Genomic DNA, 19,125 nt, shown 5'->3' with positions numbered 1-19,125 from the left:
GTCCGTTTGACTTGTTCACAAGTTGAGTCAGTTGAGCGCTTTCTGGTTTAGTTGGTGTTATATGAGCGCAATTCGCGGCGGGAAACTCCGTTTGGCGAATACTGTTCGTTAATCCTGAACTGCCTCAACCCATGACGTTAAGATGTTTCGTGCCCGCTATGATGGCACTATTTTGCGCTTTGCATCAGGTCGATGCTCAAAGTACCCCGGATACCTCGACGATCCGTTACGCAACCTACGAGGACGCAAATTATTGGCACAATGTGAATGTAGGAGATTATCTGCTCTTTCCTGATGGAGTTGCAAATGATCCGAAACCTTATCCGACCTTCTCTCCCTCCCTGTCGTTGGGCTCGAAGATCCTGATCTATGCAGGGACATATGATAGAATCTCGCTTGATGGAGCGGGCTGTCAGGCTACAGAGGGGCAGCCGACGATCATCACCAACTTCGGTGGTCAAGTGCGGGTCGGCGATGCGAATATTGGCGACAAGAAAGGGATCCATTTGGATGGATTTTTCTCCGCGCGATTGACCGGAAAGTACGACCCGGAAAATCAAACGGGTCATGTTTCCTTCAAGGGACATGACGAAGGGCGTGCGTTCTCAAGTGGCGACTACTATGAAAAGTATGGGATCTGGGGTGACTTCCGATGGTCTGGAAAGAGAGGAGGCAATGGCTTAGGGAATATTGTTCGCGGCTATGGAAATTTGTACTTAGAGATCGACTACATTGCCGCTTGGGGCGGGGGCTTCGCTTGCTTCAATCTCAAGGAGGATAGTCCAGCTTTAGCGAAGACTGTCTTTCTGAATGTGCATGACACCTTTAGCGGCTTTAGCAATGGCGAGGGATTCTATGTGGGCTACTCTTCAGGCTCCGCTGCAGGCCGAGACACGCCTCAGTTAACGCTCCGTAACAACATAGTCATGTTTCCTGGCGGAGATGGATTGCAGACTGACAAGTTGGCGCCTGGAAGCCTCATTGAAAACAACATTATTGTCGGATCAGGACGAGACTACCGGGCCCCTTTTCAGAAAGCGTACCATGACAATGCTCACCAGTTTTCGCATGTTGCGGGTGGCGTCACTATTCGAGACAACGTCTATTATGGATTTGTCGGAAACGCGATGGTGGGACCCCGCTTGGTTGGATCTGAGGAGGGTCGTTTCATCATAGATCAGAATGATCCGGATCCGGTTGTAATTGAAAACAACTACTGGGGGCATGGAGAGGGTACCATAGGTTTCGTTTGGCCCTCCAACGGGATTACGCCGCTCATCTGGTCCGAGAATACCTATGGCCCCTTGGCCTACCCCTCAACGGATGATACCTTTATCGTCCCAAAAATTCACGACGAGTGGATGCTGATTCATTCGCTTGGAGAACCGCTGCCTTTCCTGTTCGAGAACAACAAGTTCTCTCCAGAGCTTCCCTTTGTGACGATTAGAGATTTGTCGCAGGAGGGATCTCCCATTATCACCTTGGACCCGTCTCTGTATTACGGAAACACGGCACAAACGGTGGTGGACGTTACTTTCGAAAACTTAGGATTCGGAGCGAACTTCGATCCGCAGACGGTCGGTATTTACGAGCACACCTACGAAAATACGGACGATGTCGGTATGGAAACGCTTTATCAAATACCACAGCCGAATGGAACCCCGGTTACTTACCCGGTAGGCGAGATCGTAATCGTTTACAACAACTCTGGTGACACACTATTTTACGAATGTATCCAAGAACACACCGTCGACTTGCAGAATCCGAACGGTCCCTTGGATCCTGCCGGGGCGACACTTTGGCAACAAATGACTTGGAACGGTCGGGCCTTGCCGCCGCTGGATGTACGGTTGCCAGTGGGAAGCCACTATGAAGGTTTGGGGCTGGGACTTTCCTATAATGGCGTATCCGCGAGTGATCCGGACCTTACCCCACCTGCGATTAAGCTAGTGGGTGGCAAGCTATACGTTCGGCTCGGAGAGTCTTATGTCGAACCGGGTTATACGGCTGCAGACAATGTAGATGGCGACCTGACCTCTTCTGTCGGCACCAGCTGGTCAGGAGGCGCGTTTGATTCTAACACGATAGGACTCTATTTGAGGGCTTACAATGTGACGGATGCGGCTGGCAACGCGGCCGCGACCGTGATTCGAGAAGTCGAGGTGTACGATCTTTCGGTCGCTCCGAGCATCAGTTTGGTAGGGGGAGATTATGATGTGCCCTTAGGGTTTGCGTACACGGAACTTGGATACGCTGCCTCGGACCCGCAAGATGGCGACTTGACCGACCAGGTCTCCTCGACCTGGGTGGGAGCTGCTTTCGATCCTAATGTGACTGGCGTTTACCAGATTCAATATAACGTCAATGATTCCGATGGGTACCCTGCCATCACGCAAACGCGTTTAGTGGAGGTCTACGACCCCAGTCAACGTGCGGCACCGGTAGTATTCCTGAATCAAGGGTCGGTTAGCTTATCTGTGGGCGACGTTTATTCGGAGCCTGGCTATACCGCGCTTGATTTGAATGGAAGCGACGTGACTGCATCTGTAGTGTCGAGTTGGGCTGGCGCTGCTCTTGATATAAACACGGCAGGCACTTACTTGAGAAAGTACGTTGCGACTGATTCCGCAGGAAATTCCGGGACTGCCTACCGAGTGATCAATGTCTACCCAACGGATGCTCTCTTTTTTCAGGACTTCGAATCCAGCGGAAATGTCGCTTCTTATGTGGGGTCTCCGGCGAGTGGAGACTTGCTCGACGACATTTCCTCTGAGACTGGAGTAGGGAATTGGTACATCGATAGCGGGGCGCTTCGGATTGATCGGCTTGCAGGTGTGGACCCTGATTCCGACGCGGGCTTCGCTCGTATCACGGATATTTCTACGGGTTCTGGACCAGTGGTGTTCGCTATGGACCTTGGGATGAGCAATGTGCCAAGCACGACCGGACAGGTAGCTTATCTCGAGTTGGGGGATTGGTCGTCGATTTCCGACTACAATTCCGGTGGTTCGTACGGGGATATCTACGAGCGCTTGGAGATTAGGGGAGTTCAAGGAACTGGATTTCGATTCCGTTACGGCTCCACCTATTCTCCAACGTATCCGGAAGATGGTACGAAGCGTTCTTTTCGTTGGGTGTTGAACACATCTGCGAATCCATTGGACTACCAGGGCCCGGATGGGGAAAGCTATTCGCTTGCTGCTGGCTCTAGCGACATCTGGATGGACACCGATCTCGCAATTGGAGGGATCGTGCATGGAAACTACAGTGGAACTCAGGTTAGCGATTGTCGACTAAGACTGGCGCACACTTACGATGTAACAGTCGTTGTGGATGGAATCTATCTTAACGACGATCTGCTGCCGACGCCGGCAGGAAGCGCTCACCTGTTTTTCCAAGACTTCGAATCTAGTAGTAGCGTGAGTGGATATGTTTCCTCCCCCGCTGGCTCGAATCAGTTTGATGACATTTCAGCTGAAACGAATGGAGGCACTTGGAGTATCGAGAGTGGCAAGCTCAAGATTCAAAGGATAGCAACCACTAGTGGTGACAACGACGACGATGCTGGACTGGCAAGATTGGCCGACCTTCCGGTGGCTGGGAACCCAGTGACTTTCCGAGCAACGCTAGGATTTGAAGGCGTCGTTTCAGATTGGAGTCCTTTGTACTACATAGATCTCGGGGCCTGGTCGAGTCTGGGCGACTACAACTCAGGCGGGTCGTATCAAGATATCTATGACCAACTCACAGTTCGGGGCGGTGGAACGGATAGCTTCAGATTGACCTATGGCTCCTCTACCTCTGCGAACATAGCGACTGGAACTGGACTGTCTCATGTTTTGAGTTGGACTCATAATACGGGGGCAAGCTCAGTTCAGTATGAAGGGCCCGATGGTAACATCTACTCGATCGCTGCAGGAACGAGCGATATTTGGGTTGATACGAATCTCGTGTTCGACGATGTGAACTACACGGCTTTTACCGGAACTCAACTTAGTGACTTTAGGATTCGTTTCCGCAGTCAAAAAGCGTTTGCGGCTCTGTTTGATGATGTCACACTCACGGATGGTTCCGGCCCAAGCGGTACTGGGCCGATTGTCGATAAGTTGCCGGTACTGACACTGATCGGGGGCGATATCGATCTGTCTCTTGGTGAAGCATATCAAGAACCGGGATACGTAGCTACGGATCCTCAGGATGGCGATGTGTCCGATTCCGTCGTCGAGTCGTGGTCTGGAGCAACTCTAGACGTAAATACGCCCGGAACGTATTTGAAGCAATACCAAGCGTTCGATAGTTCTGGTAACGGTTCCTCTCTGTTGACTCGAAGCATCACGGTCGAGGATTCGCTCGGGCCGACGATCACGCTGGTTGGAGGTGATGTTTACCTCGACGTTGGCGAAGCGTTTATCGAGCCCGGATATACAGCGATTGATAGCATTGATGGAGATGTGACTGCCCAAGTGGTAGAATCTTGGAATGGTACGCCCCTTGATGTGAACCTTTCAGGCGTGTATCAAAGACAGTATGACGTGTCGGACTCTCAGGGCAACCCTGCCCAGACTGTCTACCGAAGCGTGATTGTCGCGTCATCGGCACTTTTCACTCAATCATTTGGAGGATCGACGGTTGTGGGAGACTATGTTTCCTCTCCGGCTCAATTGGACGAGTTTGACGATATCAGCGCTGAATCGAACGGGGGTAGTTGGACGATCTCCAATGGTTCTCTGACCATTGCTCGAGTGTCCACTAGTTCTTCGGATCCGGATAATGATGCGGGATTTGCCCGTGTGACGGATCTGCTCTCCGGAGGCGGGGCTGCTGTCCTAATGATGGATTTAGAAGTTGAGGGAGTGAGTTCCAACTGGGGGCCTTTGTTCTATCTCGACATCGGTAGTTGGAGTTCAGTCAGCGACTATTCCTCTGGTGGTGCCTATGGTGACCTCGTTGAAAGAATCGTCGTCAAGGGAGGCGGTACTGAATTGGTTCGCCTCGAGCAGAATGGCGTTTCTTCCGCGAACGTTGCAGCGGGGGCAGGCGTGACTGTACAGTTGTTCATTGCGTTGAACGATTCTGCAAGTTCCGTGAATTACACGGGTCCCGATAGTTCCAGCAATACGCTTGCAGCGGGTGCGAATGACATCTGGATCAATGGGAGTCTGGCGTTTGACGACGTGTCGGTTGGATCCTATGGCGGCTCTTTGACTGGAGATTTCCGTGTGCGGCTAGTCGGCGGAGACGCAATAACCGTGAGGTTCGATTCCATTGAACTAACGGACCAACTTTAGAGCTTTAGGTAGGAAATTTGACGGGCGTGGCGGATTGTTTTCCGTCACGCCTTTTCGTATTTAAGTATCCGATAGGCTCGGGACTTTTAAGTAGAGGGGGAGTCGTTTTAGAAAACGCGATTGGACTTGTACAATGGTCTCGGGTTTTGAGACGAGAAGGCTGGAGGGCATACAGATGAAGTTGCTTCGCTCTCTGCGAGCGTAGCCCTCGGATCGTTCGCGATCTACTCACCCTTTTAACCCCGAACACCTCGAATGAATATGATTCGCTCGCCCTTCCTTTTCCTCGTTGGACTCTTATTCTCTGTTTGCGCGATCACCGCGCATGCGGTGCCGGATATCGTGACAAGCCGGAATGCGACGGCAGAAGATGCCGCCTATTGGCATAATGTGAATGAGGGAGATTTTCTCATCTTCCCGGAGCCGCTTGCGTACTTTTTCCCGGATGAGATTGCCCTTCCCGTGGGTGGGAAGATCCTAATTTTTGCGGGTGATTACGGTCGTATCCGAATCGATGGTACGAATTGCCAGGGTACGGAGGATCAGCCAACGGTGATCACGAACTTCGGAGGGCAGGTGCGATTCGGAGATATCGATGATTCAAATCGGGGAATGCAGATAACCGGATTCGACTATGTTAAAATTACTGGTAAATACGATCCTGTCGCCCAGACGGGACACCCTTCCTACCTTGGACACGACGAGGGGCGGGCTTTCTCTAGCGGCGACTATTACGAGCGTTATGGAATTTGGGGAGATTTCAGATGGTCGGGAACCCGTTCTGGAACGGGCTTGGGGAATATCGTCCGCTGCTTGCGCAATCTGAATTTGGAAATCGAATACGTTGCTGCCTGGGGCGGAGGCTTTGCCGCGTTCAACATCAAGGACGACAACCCGCCAACACCCCGCACGGTAGTCGTTAATGTGCATGATACCTTTTCGGGTATGACAACTGGAGAAGGCTTCTACATCGGCTATTCTACAGGAACGGGTGTCGGACGCGATGCGACCTTGTTGACTTTGAGAAACAACATCGTCGCCTTCCCTGGAGGCGAAGGGCTCCAGACAGACAAGCTGGCGCCTGGCTCTTTGATCGAAAACAATGTGATTATCGGAGCGGGACGCGACTACCGCGCGCCATTCCAGGCTGCTTATCACGACAATGCTCATCAGTTTTCCCACTTAGCGGGCGATGTGACGATACGGAAAAACCTTTACTTAGGGTTTGTTGGGGCTGCAATGGTGGGACCTCGATACCTAACTTCCGAAGAGGGACGTTTCATTCCCGACCCCAGCAAGGGCATTGTAGTTGAGAACAACTACTGGGGCTATGGAGAAGCCTGGATTGGCTTTGTTTGGCCTGCGGTTGCTGAGATTCCCTACACCTGGCGCGATAATATCTACGGCCCGATTTCTCATCCGTCGACAGACGATATTTGGGTGACTCCTCCGACCTTTAATGGATGGATGCGTATCGATAATCCGCAATCGCCTATCGCGCTAGAGAATAATGTCTATCCTGTATCGAACCCGCAACTACCTTTCATTGAATGGGGGAATGGGGCCGGGCCAAACGTGATTTCCGATGTAGGAAATGTTGCGCAGGCGGCGGAAGACGTTGCGTTTCAGGACCTCGGCTTCGGGCCTGCATTCGATCCTGGTCGCGTGGCGATCTACTATGAGACCTACGAAAACATGGATAAGACAGGATCCTATGGCAGTGTGTCGAAGGAGAATGGAACTCCGATTACTTATCCGGTCGGGGAAATCGTCATTACCCACGACGAACTAGGCAATACGCTGTTTTTCGAATGTATCCAAGAACACACTGCAGATGGAACGAATGGACCGCTAGATGCGCCTACTCTTTGGCAGCAGATGGTCTGGGGCACTCGTGGGCTGCCTCCGTTTGACATTCGAATTGTTGCGGATACGACCTACGACCTGCGCGGAATCGGAACGACCTACAATCATGTCGAGCAGGGGTCTATCGACATCACCGCTCCGTTCATTACGCTGGTGGGCAGCAACCCGATGAACATCGAGGAGGGCTTTGCCTTCGTGGAGCCGGGTTACACGGCTATCGACTTGGAAGAAGGGGATCTCACCGGATCGGTTGTAGAAAGCTGGGAAGGCCCTGCTTTCGATAGCAGTATTGTCGGAAGCTATCAGCGTAAGTACGAAGTGAGCGATTCGTCTGGGAATGCTACCACTGAATATCGAGTCGTAAATGTCTACGATCCAGCAAGCGTAGATAGCACGCCGCCTGAAATTAGCTTGTTAGAGGGAGGCGTGCAGGTGCCACTGGGTGGATCGTATTCCGAGCCAGGATACGTCGCGACCGACGATGTCGATGGAGATGTTACCGGTCAGGTTGTAGAAAGCTGGGAGGGTGTTGCTCTCGATGTGAATACTGTTGGGATCTACGTGCGGCGTTACGATGTGAGTGATACTTGGGGCAATGAAGCGAGTCCTGCCTTTAGAACGATCGAAGTCTACGATCCTGACGCTGTTGATACGACCGCACCTGTTATCGCTTTGGTAGATGGGGCGATCAGCCTTTCTCTTGGGGAGTCGTTTGTAGAGCCTGGTTTCTCCGCTGTTGATGACTTCGATGGCGACTTAACGGCGGAAGTGGTGGAAGATTGGAGCGGACCTGTGTTTGACGCGTCAGTTCCTGGAAGCTATGCGAGAAGCTATTCTGCGACAGATGCGGCAGGAAACGAGACGATCGCATTGCGGGTTGTGAACGTTTACGATGCGGGACTTTTCTATCAGCCGTTTGAGGCGTTTGCCGATGTTAATAGCTACTGGGCGAGCCCAGCAGATAGTAACCAATTTGACGATATCGGCTCTGAAGCGACTGCTGGCTCGTGGAGCTTGGTCGACGACGGGTTGGTGATCGAGCGTACTGGTTCGACCAGTTCCGACAACGATGCCGGATTTGCGCGTATTACGGATCTGGACACGAATGTTAGTCCTGCGGTCTTCAGCATGGATATCTCTTTGGCGAATGTGCCTGCTACTTGGTCGACGCTCTACGAAATCGAGTTGGGCAATTGGAGTTCCGTGTCCGACTATGGAAGCGGTGGCGCCTATTCGAGTATCTACCAGAGGGTGGAGGTAAAAGGAAATGGGACGGATGCGTATGCGATCAAGCTCGCTGGGATTTTGTCCGAGCCATTTGCGGCCAATGGAAAGAAGCAGACGCTTAAGTGGATCCTAAACAACACTGATTCCGAGTTTACCTACCTCGGATTGGACGGAGATACGCACTTGTTGGAATCCGGTGAAAGCGATGTATGGATCGATACGAATTTGGCTATCGACGGAGCGGTCTATGGTACTTTTTCGGGAACGGTGATTAGAGACTTTCGCGTGCGCTTGTCGTCGAATTTCGCATTCACGGCAGGGTTTGACTCAATCTCGGTGAAGGCTGAGCTTTCCGCCACTACCGGGATCCCTGAGATTAACTTGGTGGGTGGCGATGTTTTGCTCCCTATCGGTCAAGTGTATGTGGATCCTGGCTACAGCGCATACGATCCTGAAGACGGGGATTTGACTGCATCTGTGGTGGGAAGCTGGATCGGAGCACCTTTGGATGAGTCAGTCGTAGGCATCTATGAAAAGCAGTACGATGTGACTGATAGCGATGGGTATGCGGCGGCGAGCGTTGTTCGTACCATTACAGTTTACGACAATGTTCCTCCAACCATTAGCCTGGTTGGTGGGAACGTGTCGATCGAGCAGGGTGGATCGTACATAGAGCCAGGATACACGGCGTTGGACAACGTAGACGGCGATATAAGCGCCGATGTTATTGAGAGTTGGGAAGGTCTAACGCTCGATAGCAGCGTGGCGGGCGATTACCTGCGGCGCTACGATGTGACAGACGCTTCAGGAAATGCTGCGGCATCGGTTTATCGTACGGTGACGGTAGAGCAGGTGGAAGACATTGAGGCTCCCGTCATCAGTTTGGTTGGTGGCGATCTGTTTGTGCCCTTGGGCGGAAGCTTTGAGGAGCCAGGCTACAGCGCCTTGGACAACATTGACGGAGACCTGAGCGACGCGGTCAGTGCTTCCTGGCTTGGAAGCGTTTTGAATGTCAACGTGGAGGCTGACTATTTCCTCGAATACACGGTAAGTGATATGGCAGGAAATGAAGCGGTTCCGGCGATTCGAAAAGTGACAGTCAAGTACATTCCTGATGATGTGGCTCCCGAGATTATTATTTCCGGTGGTTTGGTGAATTTGCCTCAAGGAGGACTGTATCAAGAGCCGGGATACGTTGCTACTGACAACTTGGATGGGGATTTGACCGACTCTGTTGTCACGAGCTGGGTTGGACCCGAGCTAAACGCGGATACCCTAGGCACTTATGTGTTGCGTTACGATGTTGCGGATGCTGCGGGCAACCCGGCAACCCCCGTTTTCCGAGCGGTGCGCGTTTTTGATAGGGCATTCTTTTTCCAAGGGTTTGCTGACTCAACTAATGTGTTGGACTATCAAACAGCGACGGGCGAAGCTCATTTGTTAGACGACGTTTCCTCGGAAGCGGAAGCGGGCGAATGGGTGGTTCAGAATGGCGCTCTGCACATCGAAAAGCCGGGCTCTTCCAGCGCGGACAACGACGCAGGTTTTGCTCGCATATCAGACTTGTCCGATGACCTCAGAGTTGGGGTGTTTAGCATGGAAATGAGTTTGGAGAACGTGACTCCGACCTACAGTCGTTTGTTCTACATTGAATTGGGAGATTGGAGCGGCGTGTCCGACTACAGCAGTGGAGGGTCCTATGATAGCATCTTCGAACGCATGGAAGTGAAGGGCAGTGGAGAAGGTCGATTCCTTGTTCGGCTTGAAGGGCGAAATTCTCCCGCGTTCGATGCAGATGGTTCCATGAAGACCTTCAGGTGGGTATTCAATCGGAACGCGGAGGAGCTTAATTATGTGGGACCCGATGGAAGTCCTCAAGTTCTCGGGGCAAACACGAGCGACATTTGGATGGACGACTCGCTTGCGATCAAGGGGGCTCCGCATGGAACCTTCCGTTCCGAAGTGTTCCGGGATTTCCGTGTGCGCCTGGAATCGACTTATGCGATGACGGCCTCGTTCGATGCGATCTCTCTGAGTGGCGAACTGCCTCAGGCGAAAACTCCGCCGGAGTTGAGTCTTGTCGGTGGCGACCTTGTTTTGCCGTCCGGCGAGGCATTTTTCGAGCCCGGGGTAGAAGCCTGGGATGCGGAAGATGGAGACATAAGCTCCTCGGTACTGTCCGTTTGGGTTGGACACAACTATGACGCCGATAGCGTGGGCGTGTATCAACTTCGCTATGACGTGTACGATAGCGACGGACTTGCTGCTAAATCTGTGTATCGTACCGTCGAGGTATTCGACAATGTCGCTCCCGTGATTGGCCTGCTCGGTTCCGACCTGGCGCTCGAATTTGGAAGTCCGTATATGGAGCCTGGGTACATTGCCACTGACAATGTCGATGGGGATCTTACTGGCGAGGTTGTGGCCACTTGGATTGGCCAGAGCTTTGATGCAAATCAGGTGGGCGTATACCAATTGCGGTACGATGTCACAGACTCGTCTGGGAATTCGGCAGAGCCGGGGTATCGCACCGTCACAGTGGTGGACAATATTGCTCCTTTGTTAACGTTGATCGGAGGGAGTTTGGAGCTTCCGTTTGGAAGTCCCTATTTGGAGTTGGGCTTTTCGGCTTTCGACAATGCGGATGGCGACCTGACGGCGTCGGTTATCGCAAGTTGGGAAGGCGATGCGTTCGATCCACTTTCTCCAGGATCTTACACGCGTCTTTACGAGGTCTCCGACTCGTCTGGGAACGCAGCAATTCCGGTGCGTCGTACAGTGTACGTGCTGGATCCTCCGGACGTCGATCCTCCCGTGTTGACGCTATTCGGAGGGGATATGAGCACCCCGCTGGGTGAAGTGTATGTGGAGCCAGGATACTCCGCCTACGACGAGAAGGACGGAGATCTGAGCGCGTCTGTGGTTGCCTCTTGGAGCGGGGATCCCTTTGATCCCGACGAGATTGGAGTCTATGTGCGCCAATACGACGTTGAAGACGCTGCGGGCAATAGGGCACCGACCCAATACCGGATGGTTTTGGTCTACGACGCCGGTTTGTTTATGCAGGATTTCGAGAGCTCGGCAGAGGTAGACGACTATCATTCTCCTAATCCGGGTATCGACATTCTGGATGATATTAGTAGCGAAATTAAGGGAGGAACGTGGTATCTGGACCAAGGAGCTCTCAAGATCGAGAGAGCGAACTCTGGGGGATCGAATGCAGGAGCCGGGCTCGCGAGGGTGACCAAGTTGGCGGAGAACCTACCGATAATCTGGCTGAGTATGGATCTATCCATTGAGAACCCGAACGCAAGAAGTGGATCTACCTTGTTCTCTATAGAGTTGGGAGATTGGGATGCCGTAGGGGACTACAGTAAAATGGGTGACACTGATTCGGTTTTTGAGTCGCTAGCAGTTCAATCGGTCGCGAGTTGCAGATTGCCTTTCAAGATTGGCGAAATCGAAAGACCAATCTTTTCAGTGGGCGGCCGCGAATCGTCTTTCTCACAGATCGTGAATATCTTTCGAGAGCTCAAAGACTACCTAGCTCTTTTAGCAGACTCGGTCTCCGATTCGTTTGAAGTTCGGCCGGGCGATGGTGGCGAATTCCTGTTCAAAATTGGCGATTACAAGAGCCCTGCTTTTTCAGCGGATGGCAGCGAATTTACTTTGTCGTGGGTCGTGAACAACAGCGGCGCGCTCATTGAATATATAGCTCCTGATGGACAACGCTACGAGCTCGGCGATGGATCGAGTTCGCTTTGGATAGACGAAGCTCTCGTCTTGGACAATGTGGACTGGGAGCATACTAAGGGCGTAATTGTGAGTGGATTCCGGATACGGTTCGATAAAAAGAGCGAAGTTAAGGTCTCTATCGACAATTTGTTCCTCACGGATCGCGTAGAGTAGGGGTGATCCGTGAGCTCTCGCATCGCATGTTTGGGGACATGCGATGCGTTCCTATTCTATTTTCCTGGATGAAGCGGATGGCACCTTGTTCGCTATTGCGGAGATTGAACATATCGAAGCGAGGGAATCGATTGCCCGGACAGAAGTGTGCAAGCGGTGGTGGAAGTTCATGGCCCCATTGATGGAGGTCAATCAGGACGATAGCCCATGTACGGTAGCATTGCGAAAAGTATTTGAGCTGTGACTACATTGTTGGGCACTTAGGGAGACTCACTTGTTTGTCACTTCATGGTTTTTAAATCGTACGATTGCTTTGGAATTCGTCCGATTGAGGCTAGGGCTAAGCTTTCGTGCTTTTCAAGAGGTTAGCAATCGTCGCATTTAGGTTTTATGCCGGTTGGACCGAGTGAACGTAAAATAGTGATGCGAGGTGTCGTAAACGTAAGGCGTTTGACTAGTTTACAAGACAGTAGGTTTGAGGGAATCGAGGGGGAAGATGAAGGTAGGAGTCGCGATGCACTTCGCGTATTTGAACCCCGGAGATTACAAACTATCCTGAAATGAAATATCTAAAATATACCTCAACAGCAGCTGCTGGCCTCGCTCTGCAGATGCTTTTAGCCCCTTCGAGTCTTGTAGCGGAAGAAAACGAAGACGTATATGAGCTCTCACCCTTTGTCGTAGATGCTTCAAGCGATCGCGGATATGTCGGTGTTAAATCTATCGGCGCAACACGCACTAATGTCAGCCTGAAAGATCTTCCCATGGCGATGAACATCGTGACCAAGGAGTTTATCGAAGACACCGTGGCCAACGATTTGCATGATGTTGTCCTCTACTCTTCTAACGTGAAGAGTGGCATCACGGGCGGATCGTTCGATGGAGACAACTCCAACTTTTCGATACGCGGACTTCCTACCTCCTACACTGTACGTAACGGCGTTCGTCGTCTACGTTTTGTCGATACGGCCACGGTGGATCGCGTCGAGGTGATCAAGGGGCCAGCTTCCTTGCTTTACGGGCAAATCGAGCCGGGTGGAGTCGTCAACTATCTTACGAAACGTCCGTTTTCGGAGAAGGGGGGAAGCGTCGATTTCCGTTTTGGATCCGACGACTTGAAGCGCGTTCAATTTGACGTCAACAATCCTCTAGGCGAGAAAGTAGGGTTTCGCGTTTCGGGCGCTTTCGGCGAGGAAGGGACCAGTTACGCGGATGAACTGATCGCAAAGAATGTGGTTAATCCCGTTTTTGCTTTTTATCCGAGCGAGAATTCAACGTTCATTCTCGAATACGAGTTCTCCGAGAAGAACGTGAATGGCATTCGTGGCAATCAGCCCTTTATCCCGGGGGTGGGCTTGTACACAGATTTACCACTGTTCTTCAATATTCGCAATGCGGATGACTACTATGATGAGCAATTGACGGTCTTTGGAGGCGAGTTCCTGCATCGTTTTAACGACAATTGGAATACGCGTATTGCTTTGAGCAATACGGAGCGCGAGAAGGAGAATCGAGTTACTGGTTCTGGCTATATCTGGGATAGCGTTTCGATGGTTAGCCGTCGCGTCGACTTGGTCATGGATCAGAATGACGAATTGTTCGCTCAGTGGGATCTGAACTACAAGGGGCAGCTAAGCGAGGGAATCAGTCTCTCGACTCTTGTTGGAGCTGAATACAGCGCGTGGAATGCGACCGGTGGTGCCTGGCGTCAGAACAATCCATCGGCGAGCCTGCTGGATTGGGAAAATTGGGACCGTTCACCTGGACCTAGCTTCCCGGACGACTACTTCAGCCGTTATTCGTATGACGTTCCTACGTACAATAAATCAGCCTACACCGTTAACCAGCTAGAGATGATGGGCGGCCGATTGAATGCTTTGCTGGGTCTACGCTACGATGAATACGAGACCCGTCCGGCCGGTGGAACGACTACTGGTGATAGCCAGACTTCGCCTCAAGCGGGCGTCATCTTCGATGCGTCTGAAACAACAAGCATATTTCTTAGCTACAGTGAGTCCTTCCTGCCGCAAGGTGGGTCGCGAACCGATCCGTTTGGCGATACTTTCCTTCCTAGCCCTCAAGTGGGTGAAGGCCTTGACCTCGGGATCAAGTATCAGTCTCCAGATGGAAACTGGTGGGCCACCTTCTCATTGTTCGATATCCAACGAACCAACATCCTGCAGTTCGTTTCCGCGACCGACTCCAACGGTAACGTGATTTTTGACGATGATGGCAATGCCTTGCAAGGTTGGGCTCAGTCTGGTGTCGAGGAGTCGAAAGGCTTCGAGGTCGACGTGACAGCAGTGCTGGGTAACGGCGTCAGCTTGATTTTCGCCTATGCCAATGCGGATCCGAAACTCAAGGACAATCCACAGAATCCAAGCCTTGAAGGCTTGCGCCGTGCAGACGTAGCTAAGAACCAGGGCTCGCTGTGGATCAAGAAAGAGTTCTCAGACGGGAACCTGGCAGGCTTCAGCTTCGGCGGCGGCATTCGATACGTGGGAGAGCGTCCAATGGAGCAAACAGTCAATACGCTCCATCATGACGCGTATACGGTTTCGGATCTGTCGTTTGCCTATGATCCAAATCCGGAAGAGAAGGGGCTTTCATTCCGTCTCAAAGTGAACAATATATTTGATGAAATTCACTTCAGAGATGCGTTTACTTACGGTCGTGAGCGTAACTTTATCTTCTCTACCGAGTGGGAATTTTAGGAAGTAGCTCAGATATTTGAATTCAACTTACGAACCCCGCCTTCGGGCGGGGTTCTTTTTCCTTCTAGTCAATGCGTAGTAGAAGTCAGGATACCAGAACTAGGTTTGTCGTACCGTTCTGCTTTCCTGTGCGAGGTGGACGCGTTCAGTTGCGTGTAGTTCGTCGCGTTGGACAAGAAGTGGAATGCTCCCATAATCTTTAAATTAGCTCATGAATCATACGGGAAATAGGCTTTCAGGGAGAGCGAGAGCTCGAGGCTTCAATTTGCAGGAAAAGTTCAACGCGACCTTGCGGAACGATCCGTTTCGCGAGGAAGACTTCGAATTGATGGCGGAGTGGGGCTTCGACTTTGTCCGCTTGCCCATGAGCTATCATTGTTGGTCGAGTCCTGAGAATTGGACGGCGTTGGACGAAGGGTGTCTAAAGGAAATCGATCAGGCTGTCGCATGGGGGCAGGAATATGGAATCCATGTGAGTCTTAATTTTCATCGTGCCCCGGGCTACTCGGTGAACAGGTCCGTAGAGGAACCTTTTTGCCTGTGGACTGACGATGAAGCCCTGGAAGCTTTTTGCTATCACTGGCGTCACTTTGCTGAGAGGTATCAAGATGTTGGTGACGGAGTGAGCTTCGATCTCCTAAACGAGCCAGCCTTCCATGCACCAGGAAGCTCTCGCTTCGTGAGTTTAGCGGAATGGCGGAGAGTCTACGAGCAGGCTTTGGCGGTGATCCGGGAGGTGAGTCCGGAACGAGTTGTTCTAGTGGAAGGCGGGGCTTGGGGAAGCCTGCCTGTCGGTCGGATTGACGACCCATTTGTATGGCAAAGCGCCCACTTGTACTCGCCACTCGCTGTTACCCACTGGAGAGCTCCTTTTATCGAGATCGATTGGACGAGTGAAGCTCCGGATTGGCCTTGGAATCCGGATACGGATGAGGATTGGGAAGCACGTGCGAAATTCGCCGACCTGTTTTATGGCTCGGGAACTGAGTTTTCAATTCCTGACGAATCTAATGCCAGCGTGTGGGATGCGGCGCGTTTTCGCCGTCGAATGCGAGTTTGGGCAGATGAGCAACGAGTGAGTGGCCGTGTTCATGTGGGAGAATTTGGAGTATTTAACGAGACGCCGCATGGGGTCTCCTTAGAATGGTTGTCAGGTGCCTTGGATTCGTTTCGCGAAGCGGAGTTGGGATGGGCTCTATGGGAATTGAGAGGTCCTTTTGGAGTGCTCGATAGCGAACGCAAAGACGTGGCATACGAGGATTTCAAGGGGATGCGTTTGGATCGGCGAATGCTTGAGCTTCTAAAAAATGGATAGGAACGTTGCGTCAGTAGTTTATGGATAAATACAGTTTTGAACGCTATGGATCATAGTCTGGAATACCTCACGATTGGCATTTACTTAACTTTCCTGCTTGGCATCGGTTTCGTGTTCGCCCGATTCAACCGGAACCTCAGCGACTATGTGAGAGGAGGAGGCCAGGGGACCTGGTGGATGGTCGGTATGTCCATCATGATGGCGAGCGTGAGCACGAACACGTTCGTGGGCAATGCGGGCGCCGCTTTTCAAGCGGGGTACACACCTGTTGTCGTCTATTTGGGAAGCGTAGTGGGCGGAGTGATTTGCGGCCTGTTTCTGGCGGCATGGTGTCGTCAGACGAGAGCTTTGACGGTGGCTGATTTATACCGAGAGCGTTTTGGACCGGAAGTGGAACACTTCTCGGTGATCGTCGGGATTTTTCTGTATCCGATATCTGGGGGCGTGATGCTGCTTGGACTGGCCATTTTTTGCAGCTCGGTTTTTGGAGTGCCGGTGATGCCGACCATTGTGGTGATTGGTATCGTGGTGATGACCTATTCCACCTTTGGGGGCAGATGGGCTGTGATGGCGACGGATTTCTTTCAAGGCTTGATCCTGATTCCGATCAGCATCTTGGTGGCCTGGCTATCGTGGAAGGCAGTCGGCGGCTGGGAGGGCTTTACTTCCTATTTTAGCGCTCCCGATATCGCGGCTGATTTCAAGTTCGTGAAGGACCCTGGACAATTCTCGGGCGACCGTTTTGGCTGGCGTTGGATCGTCGCGGTCTTTCTTTCGATGACGATGAGCGTTGTTAGCCTTAGTTATGCTGGACGCTACCTTTCCGTTAAGGATGGTCGCGAGGCGAAGAAGGCTGCTTGGTTTACGGTATTCGCGGGATTGTTCAATATCGTCGTCTTTTTCATTCCCCCGATTGTTGCCCGCTTTTTGTATGCGGACGAAGTCGCAGGGATGGCGTTAAAGACCCCTTCGGAATCCGCTTACGCGGTTATCGCGATGAAGCTCCTGCCGAATGGGCTACTGGGGATTTTGATGGTGGCGATGTTCGCGGCGACCATGAGTAGCATGGATTCTGGGCTCAATGGAATGACTGGAACGATTGTGCGAAACTTCTTTCCAGCATTGTGGAGACGTTGCGGATGGCCAGAGTTAGGAGAAAGAGGGACGATGCTTGCCTGTAAGCTCGTGACTGTCTGCCTTGGTTGCATCATCATTGGCGTAGCGCTTGCGTTGTCACTGTATCCGGGCTTGGAGTTGTTTGACGTATTTCTGATCGTCTCCTCGATCATTGGCCTGCCTATCGGAATGCCCTTGTTTTTTGGAATGTTCGTTAAGAAGCTTCCCCGTTGGTCCTTCTTCTTCATTATGGGGTGTTCGTTGTTGCCGCCGATTTGGTCGCAAATCGCAGGTGCTTTCTTTGATTCGCCGTGGAGCTATCACGATCGGATCCTTGGAGTGATCGTTGCGGGATCCATTGGGGCGGTGATCAGCCGTCTCATGTATTCATGGAGCAGCGACGACTATAAGAATCGGATAGAGGCTTTTTTCGTTAAGATGAAGACGCCGATCGACTATCAGCAGGAAGTTGGAGAGAATCGAGACTATTCCCAGTATCGCATGATGGGGAACGTTTCAGTCGTTGGGGGAGGCTTTATCCTCCTGCTGTTGTTGGTGCCGAATGAAACGAGCGGACGCTTGAACGTGCTGTTCGTTTCAGGCTTCGTGATGGCGGTCGGTTGCCTGCTGCTTTGGCTTGCCAAAGGAAAGCGGGGGAAGTCCTAGGCGAAGAACTCGCGGATTGCCCCGAGCAAACTCTTGTTCTCGCGCTCAAGATCTGGATACTCGCAATGGCTCCGTTGGCGGAGGAAAAGCTGTCGAGGTCCCTTGAGGGAGTTGAATACGGAAAACTGGCTTTCCGGAGGGACGACTTCATCCTTCAAAGCGCACTCGACTAGGACCGGTTTTTTAGTATAGGTCGCCGAGACACTTGAGTCGTAATAAGCGAGCACTTCGAGCGCTTCCGGATGGTCATGAACGTATTTTTGAACAAAGGCTCCGCTGCCACCGCAGGGGATTGCGAGCCGAACAGGATTGTTCCCGAAGCTCGGGACTCCTAGCACGCCGCTTTGAAGTCTGTCGTCCCATGGGAGGGCGAGCGCTCCGATGCCTCCGCCGAAAGATGTGCCCACATAATCGATACGACCTTCCGACTGAGGCGCAAGTTGAACGAGCGCGGTGACAGCGACCCAGACGTCGGCCACGCAGCCCCGGTGAATGTAGGTGCCTCGGCTCTCGATGCCTCTCAAAACGTGATGGCAAGGTTCCAGGCTCATTTCGGGAACGGAGATGGGCAACTCGCGTAGGCAAGGGAAGATCATTGCCGCATCCGGGAGCAGGGGAATGGTGTCGGGGCGTTCGCGCCCTCCATATCCGTGAGTAATAACGAGTCCGCGTCGGATTGGGTGGGCGGTGGGAATGGCGAGCCAGCCCTTGATGGATGCTCCCTGATAGGAAGTGTAGGTGAGATTGAAGGTATCGAAGCCTTCGAGTTTGTGATTGGACGGCGAGAGGGCAGGTTTGGGGTCTACTTGCAGAGCTTGTTGGTAGGTTTCTTTCCAAAAGCTTTCGAAGTCTTCGGGCTCTCTCGCATGCGATACTTGCAGTAGGCGAGGGAGTTCGCTCTCGGTATTGGCAGGGAGAACGCAATTTGGGGCAAAGGGGATATCTTCTAGGATGGAGGAAGGCATTGTTCGACTGTTCTTAGATTGAACCCAAACGGGTTGCTTAGCTGTACTGTCAAAGTTGA

7 protein-coding genes are annotated in these 19,125 nt (G+C 52.2%); 6 read left to right on the top strand and 1 reads right to left on the bottom strand.

All coding sequences use genetic code 11. From position 1 onward, the window contains the following. Window positions 1-158 precede the first annotated feature (158 nt). From JIN87_RS04505 to JIN87_RS04480, 6 genes are all read left to right on the top strand, one after another. Window positions 159-5,288, top strand: coding sequence for an immunoglobulin-like domain-containing protein (locus JIN87_RS04505; protein WP_200354333.1), 5,130 nt, complete (start codon window positions 159-161; stop codon window positions 5,286-5,288). A gap of 255 nt (window positions 5,289-5,543) precedes the next feature. Then, window positions 5,544-12,290 (top strand): immunoglobulin-like domain-containing protein, encoded by a 6,747-nt coding sequence (locus JIN87_RS04500; RefSeq protein ID WP_200354332.1) that lies wholly within the window; start codon window positions 5,544-5,546, stop codon window positions 12,288-12,290. A 43-nt stretch (window positions 12,291-12,333) separates the two neighbouring features. Continuing rightward, entirely contained in the window at window positions 12,334-12,534 is a 201-nt protein-coding gene (locus JIN87_RS28880; RefSeq protein ID WP_200354331.1) for an L-rhamnose mutarotase, read from the top strand. A gap of 316 nt (window positions 12,535-12,850) precedes the next feature. Then, on the top strand, window positions 12,851-15,004 hold the full coding sequence (locus JIN87_RS04490; RefSeq protein ID WP_200354330.1) for a TonB-dependent siderophore receptor: 2,154 nt from the start codon (window positions 12,851-12,853) through the stop codon (window positions 15,002-15,004). Window positions 15,005-15,215: 211 nt separating this feature from the next. Beyond that, window positions 15,216-16,319, top strand: coding sequence for a glycoside hydrolase family 5 protein (locus JIN87_RS04485; RefSeq protein WP_200354329.1), 1,104 nt, complete (start codon window positions 15,216-15,218; stop codon window positions 16,317-16,319). A gap of 45 nt (window positions 16,320-16,364) precedes the next feature. Beyond that, window positions 16,365-18,101: a sodium:solute symporter family protein gene (locus JIN87_RS04480; RefSeq protein ID WP_200354328.1), complete on the top strand. Its 1,737-nt coding sequence runs from the start codon at window positions 16,365-16,367 to the stop codon at window positions 18,099-18,101. Here JIN87_RS04480 and JIN87_RS04475 read toward each other — a convergent pair. Next, window positions 18,098-19,066 (bottom strand): acetylxylan esterase, encoded by a 969-nt coding sequence (locus tag JIN87_RS04475; RefSeq protein ID WP_200354327.1) that lies wholly within the window; start codon window positions 19,064-19,066, stop codon window positions 18,098-18,100. The two genes, JIN87_RS04480 and JIN87_RS04475, sit on opposite strands and share 4 nt — an antisense overlap. Between the last annotated feature and the right edge of the window lie 59 nt (window positions 19,067-19,125).

It is taken from the genome of Pelagicoccus mobilis, from assembly GCF_016595505.1.
Classification (GTDB): Bacteria; Verrucomicrobiota; Verrucomicrobiia; order Opitutales; family Opitutaceae; genus Pelagicoccus; species Pelagicoccus mobilis.
Note: the sequence above shows the minus strand (reverse complement) of the source record. Positions and strands in the feature narration are given on the sequence as shown.

Coding starts and splice junctions, on each gene's coding strand:
- JIN87_RS28880 (WP_200354331.1), top strand. CDS start 12,334: ATGCGTTCCTATTCTATTTTCCTGGATGAAGCGGATGGCACCTTGTTC.
- JIN87_RS04490 (WP_200354330.1), top strand. CDS start 12,851: ATGAAATATCTAAAATATACCTCAACAGCAGCTGCTGGCCTCGCTCTG.
- JIN87_RS04475 (WP_200354327.1), bottom strand. CDS start 19,066: ATGCCTTCCTCCATCCTAGAAGATATCCCCTTTGCCCCAAATTGCGTT.
- JIN87_RS04485 (WP_200354329.1), top strand. CDS start 15,216: ATGAATCATACGGGAAATAGGCTTTCAGGGAGAGCGAGAGCTCGAGGC.
- JIN87_RS04505 (WP_200354333.1), top strand. CDS start 159: ATGATGGCACTATTTTGCGCTTTGCATCAGGTCGATGCTCAAAGTACC.
- JIN87_RS04500 (WP_200354332.1), top strand. CDS start 5,544: ATGAATATGATTCGCTCGCCCTTCCTTTTCCTCGTTGGACTCTTATTC.
- JIN87_RS04480 (WP_200354328.1), top strand. CDS start 16,365: ATGGATCATAGTCTGGAATACCTCACGATTGGCATTTACTTAACTTTC.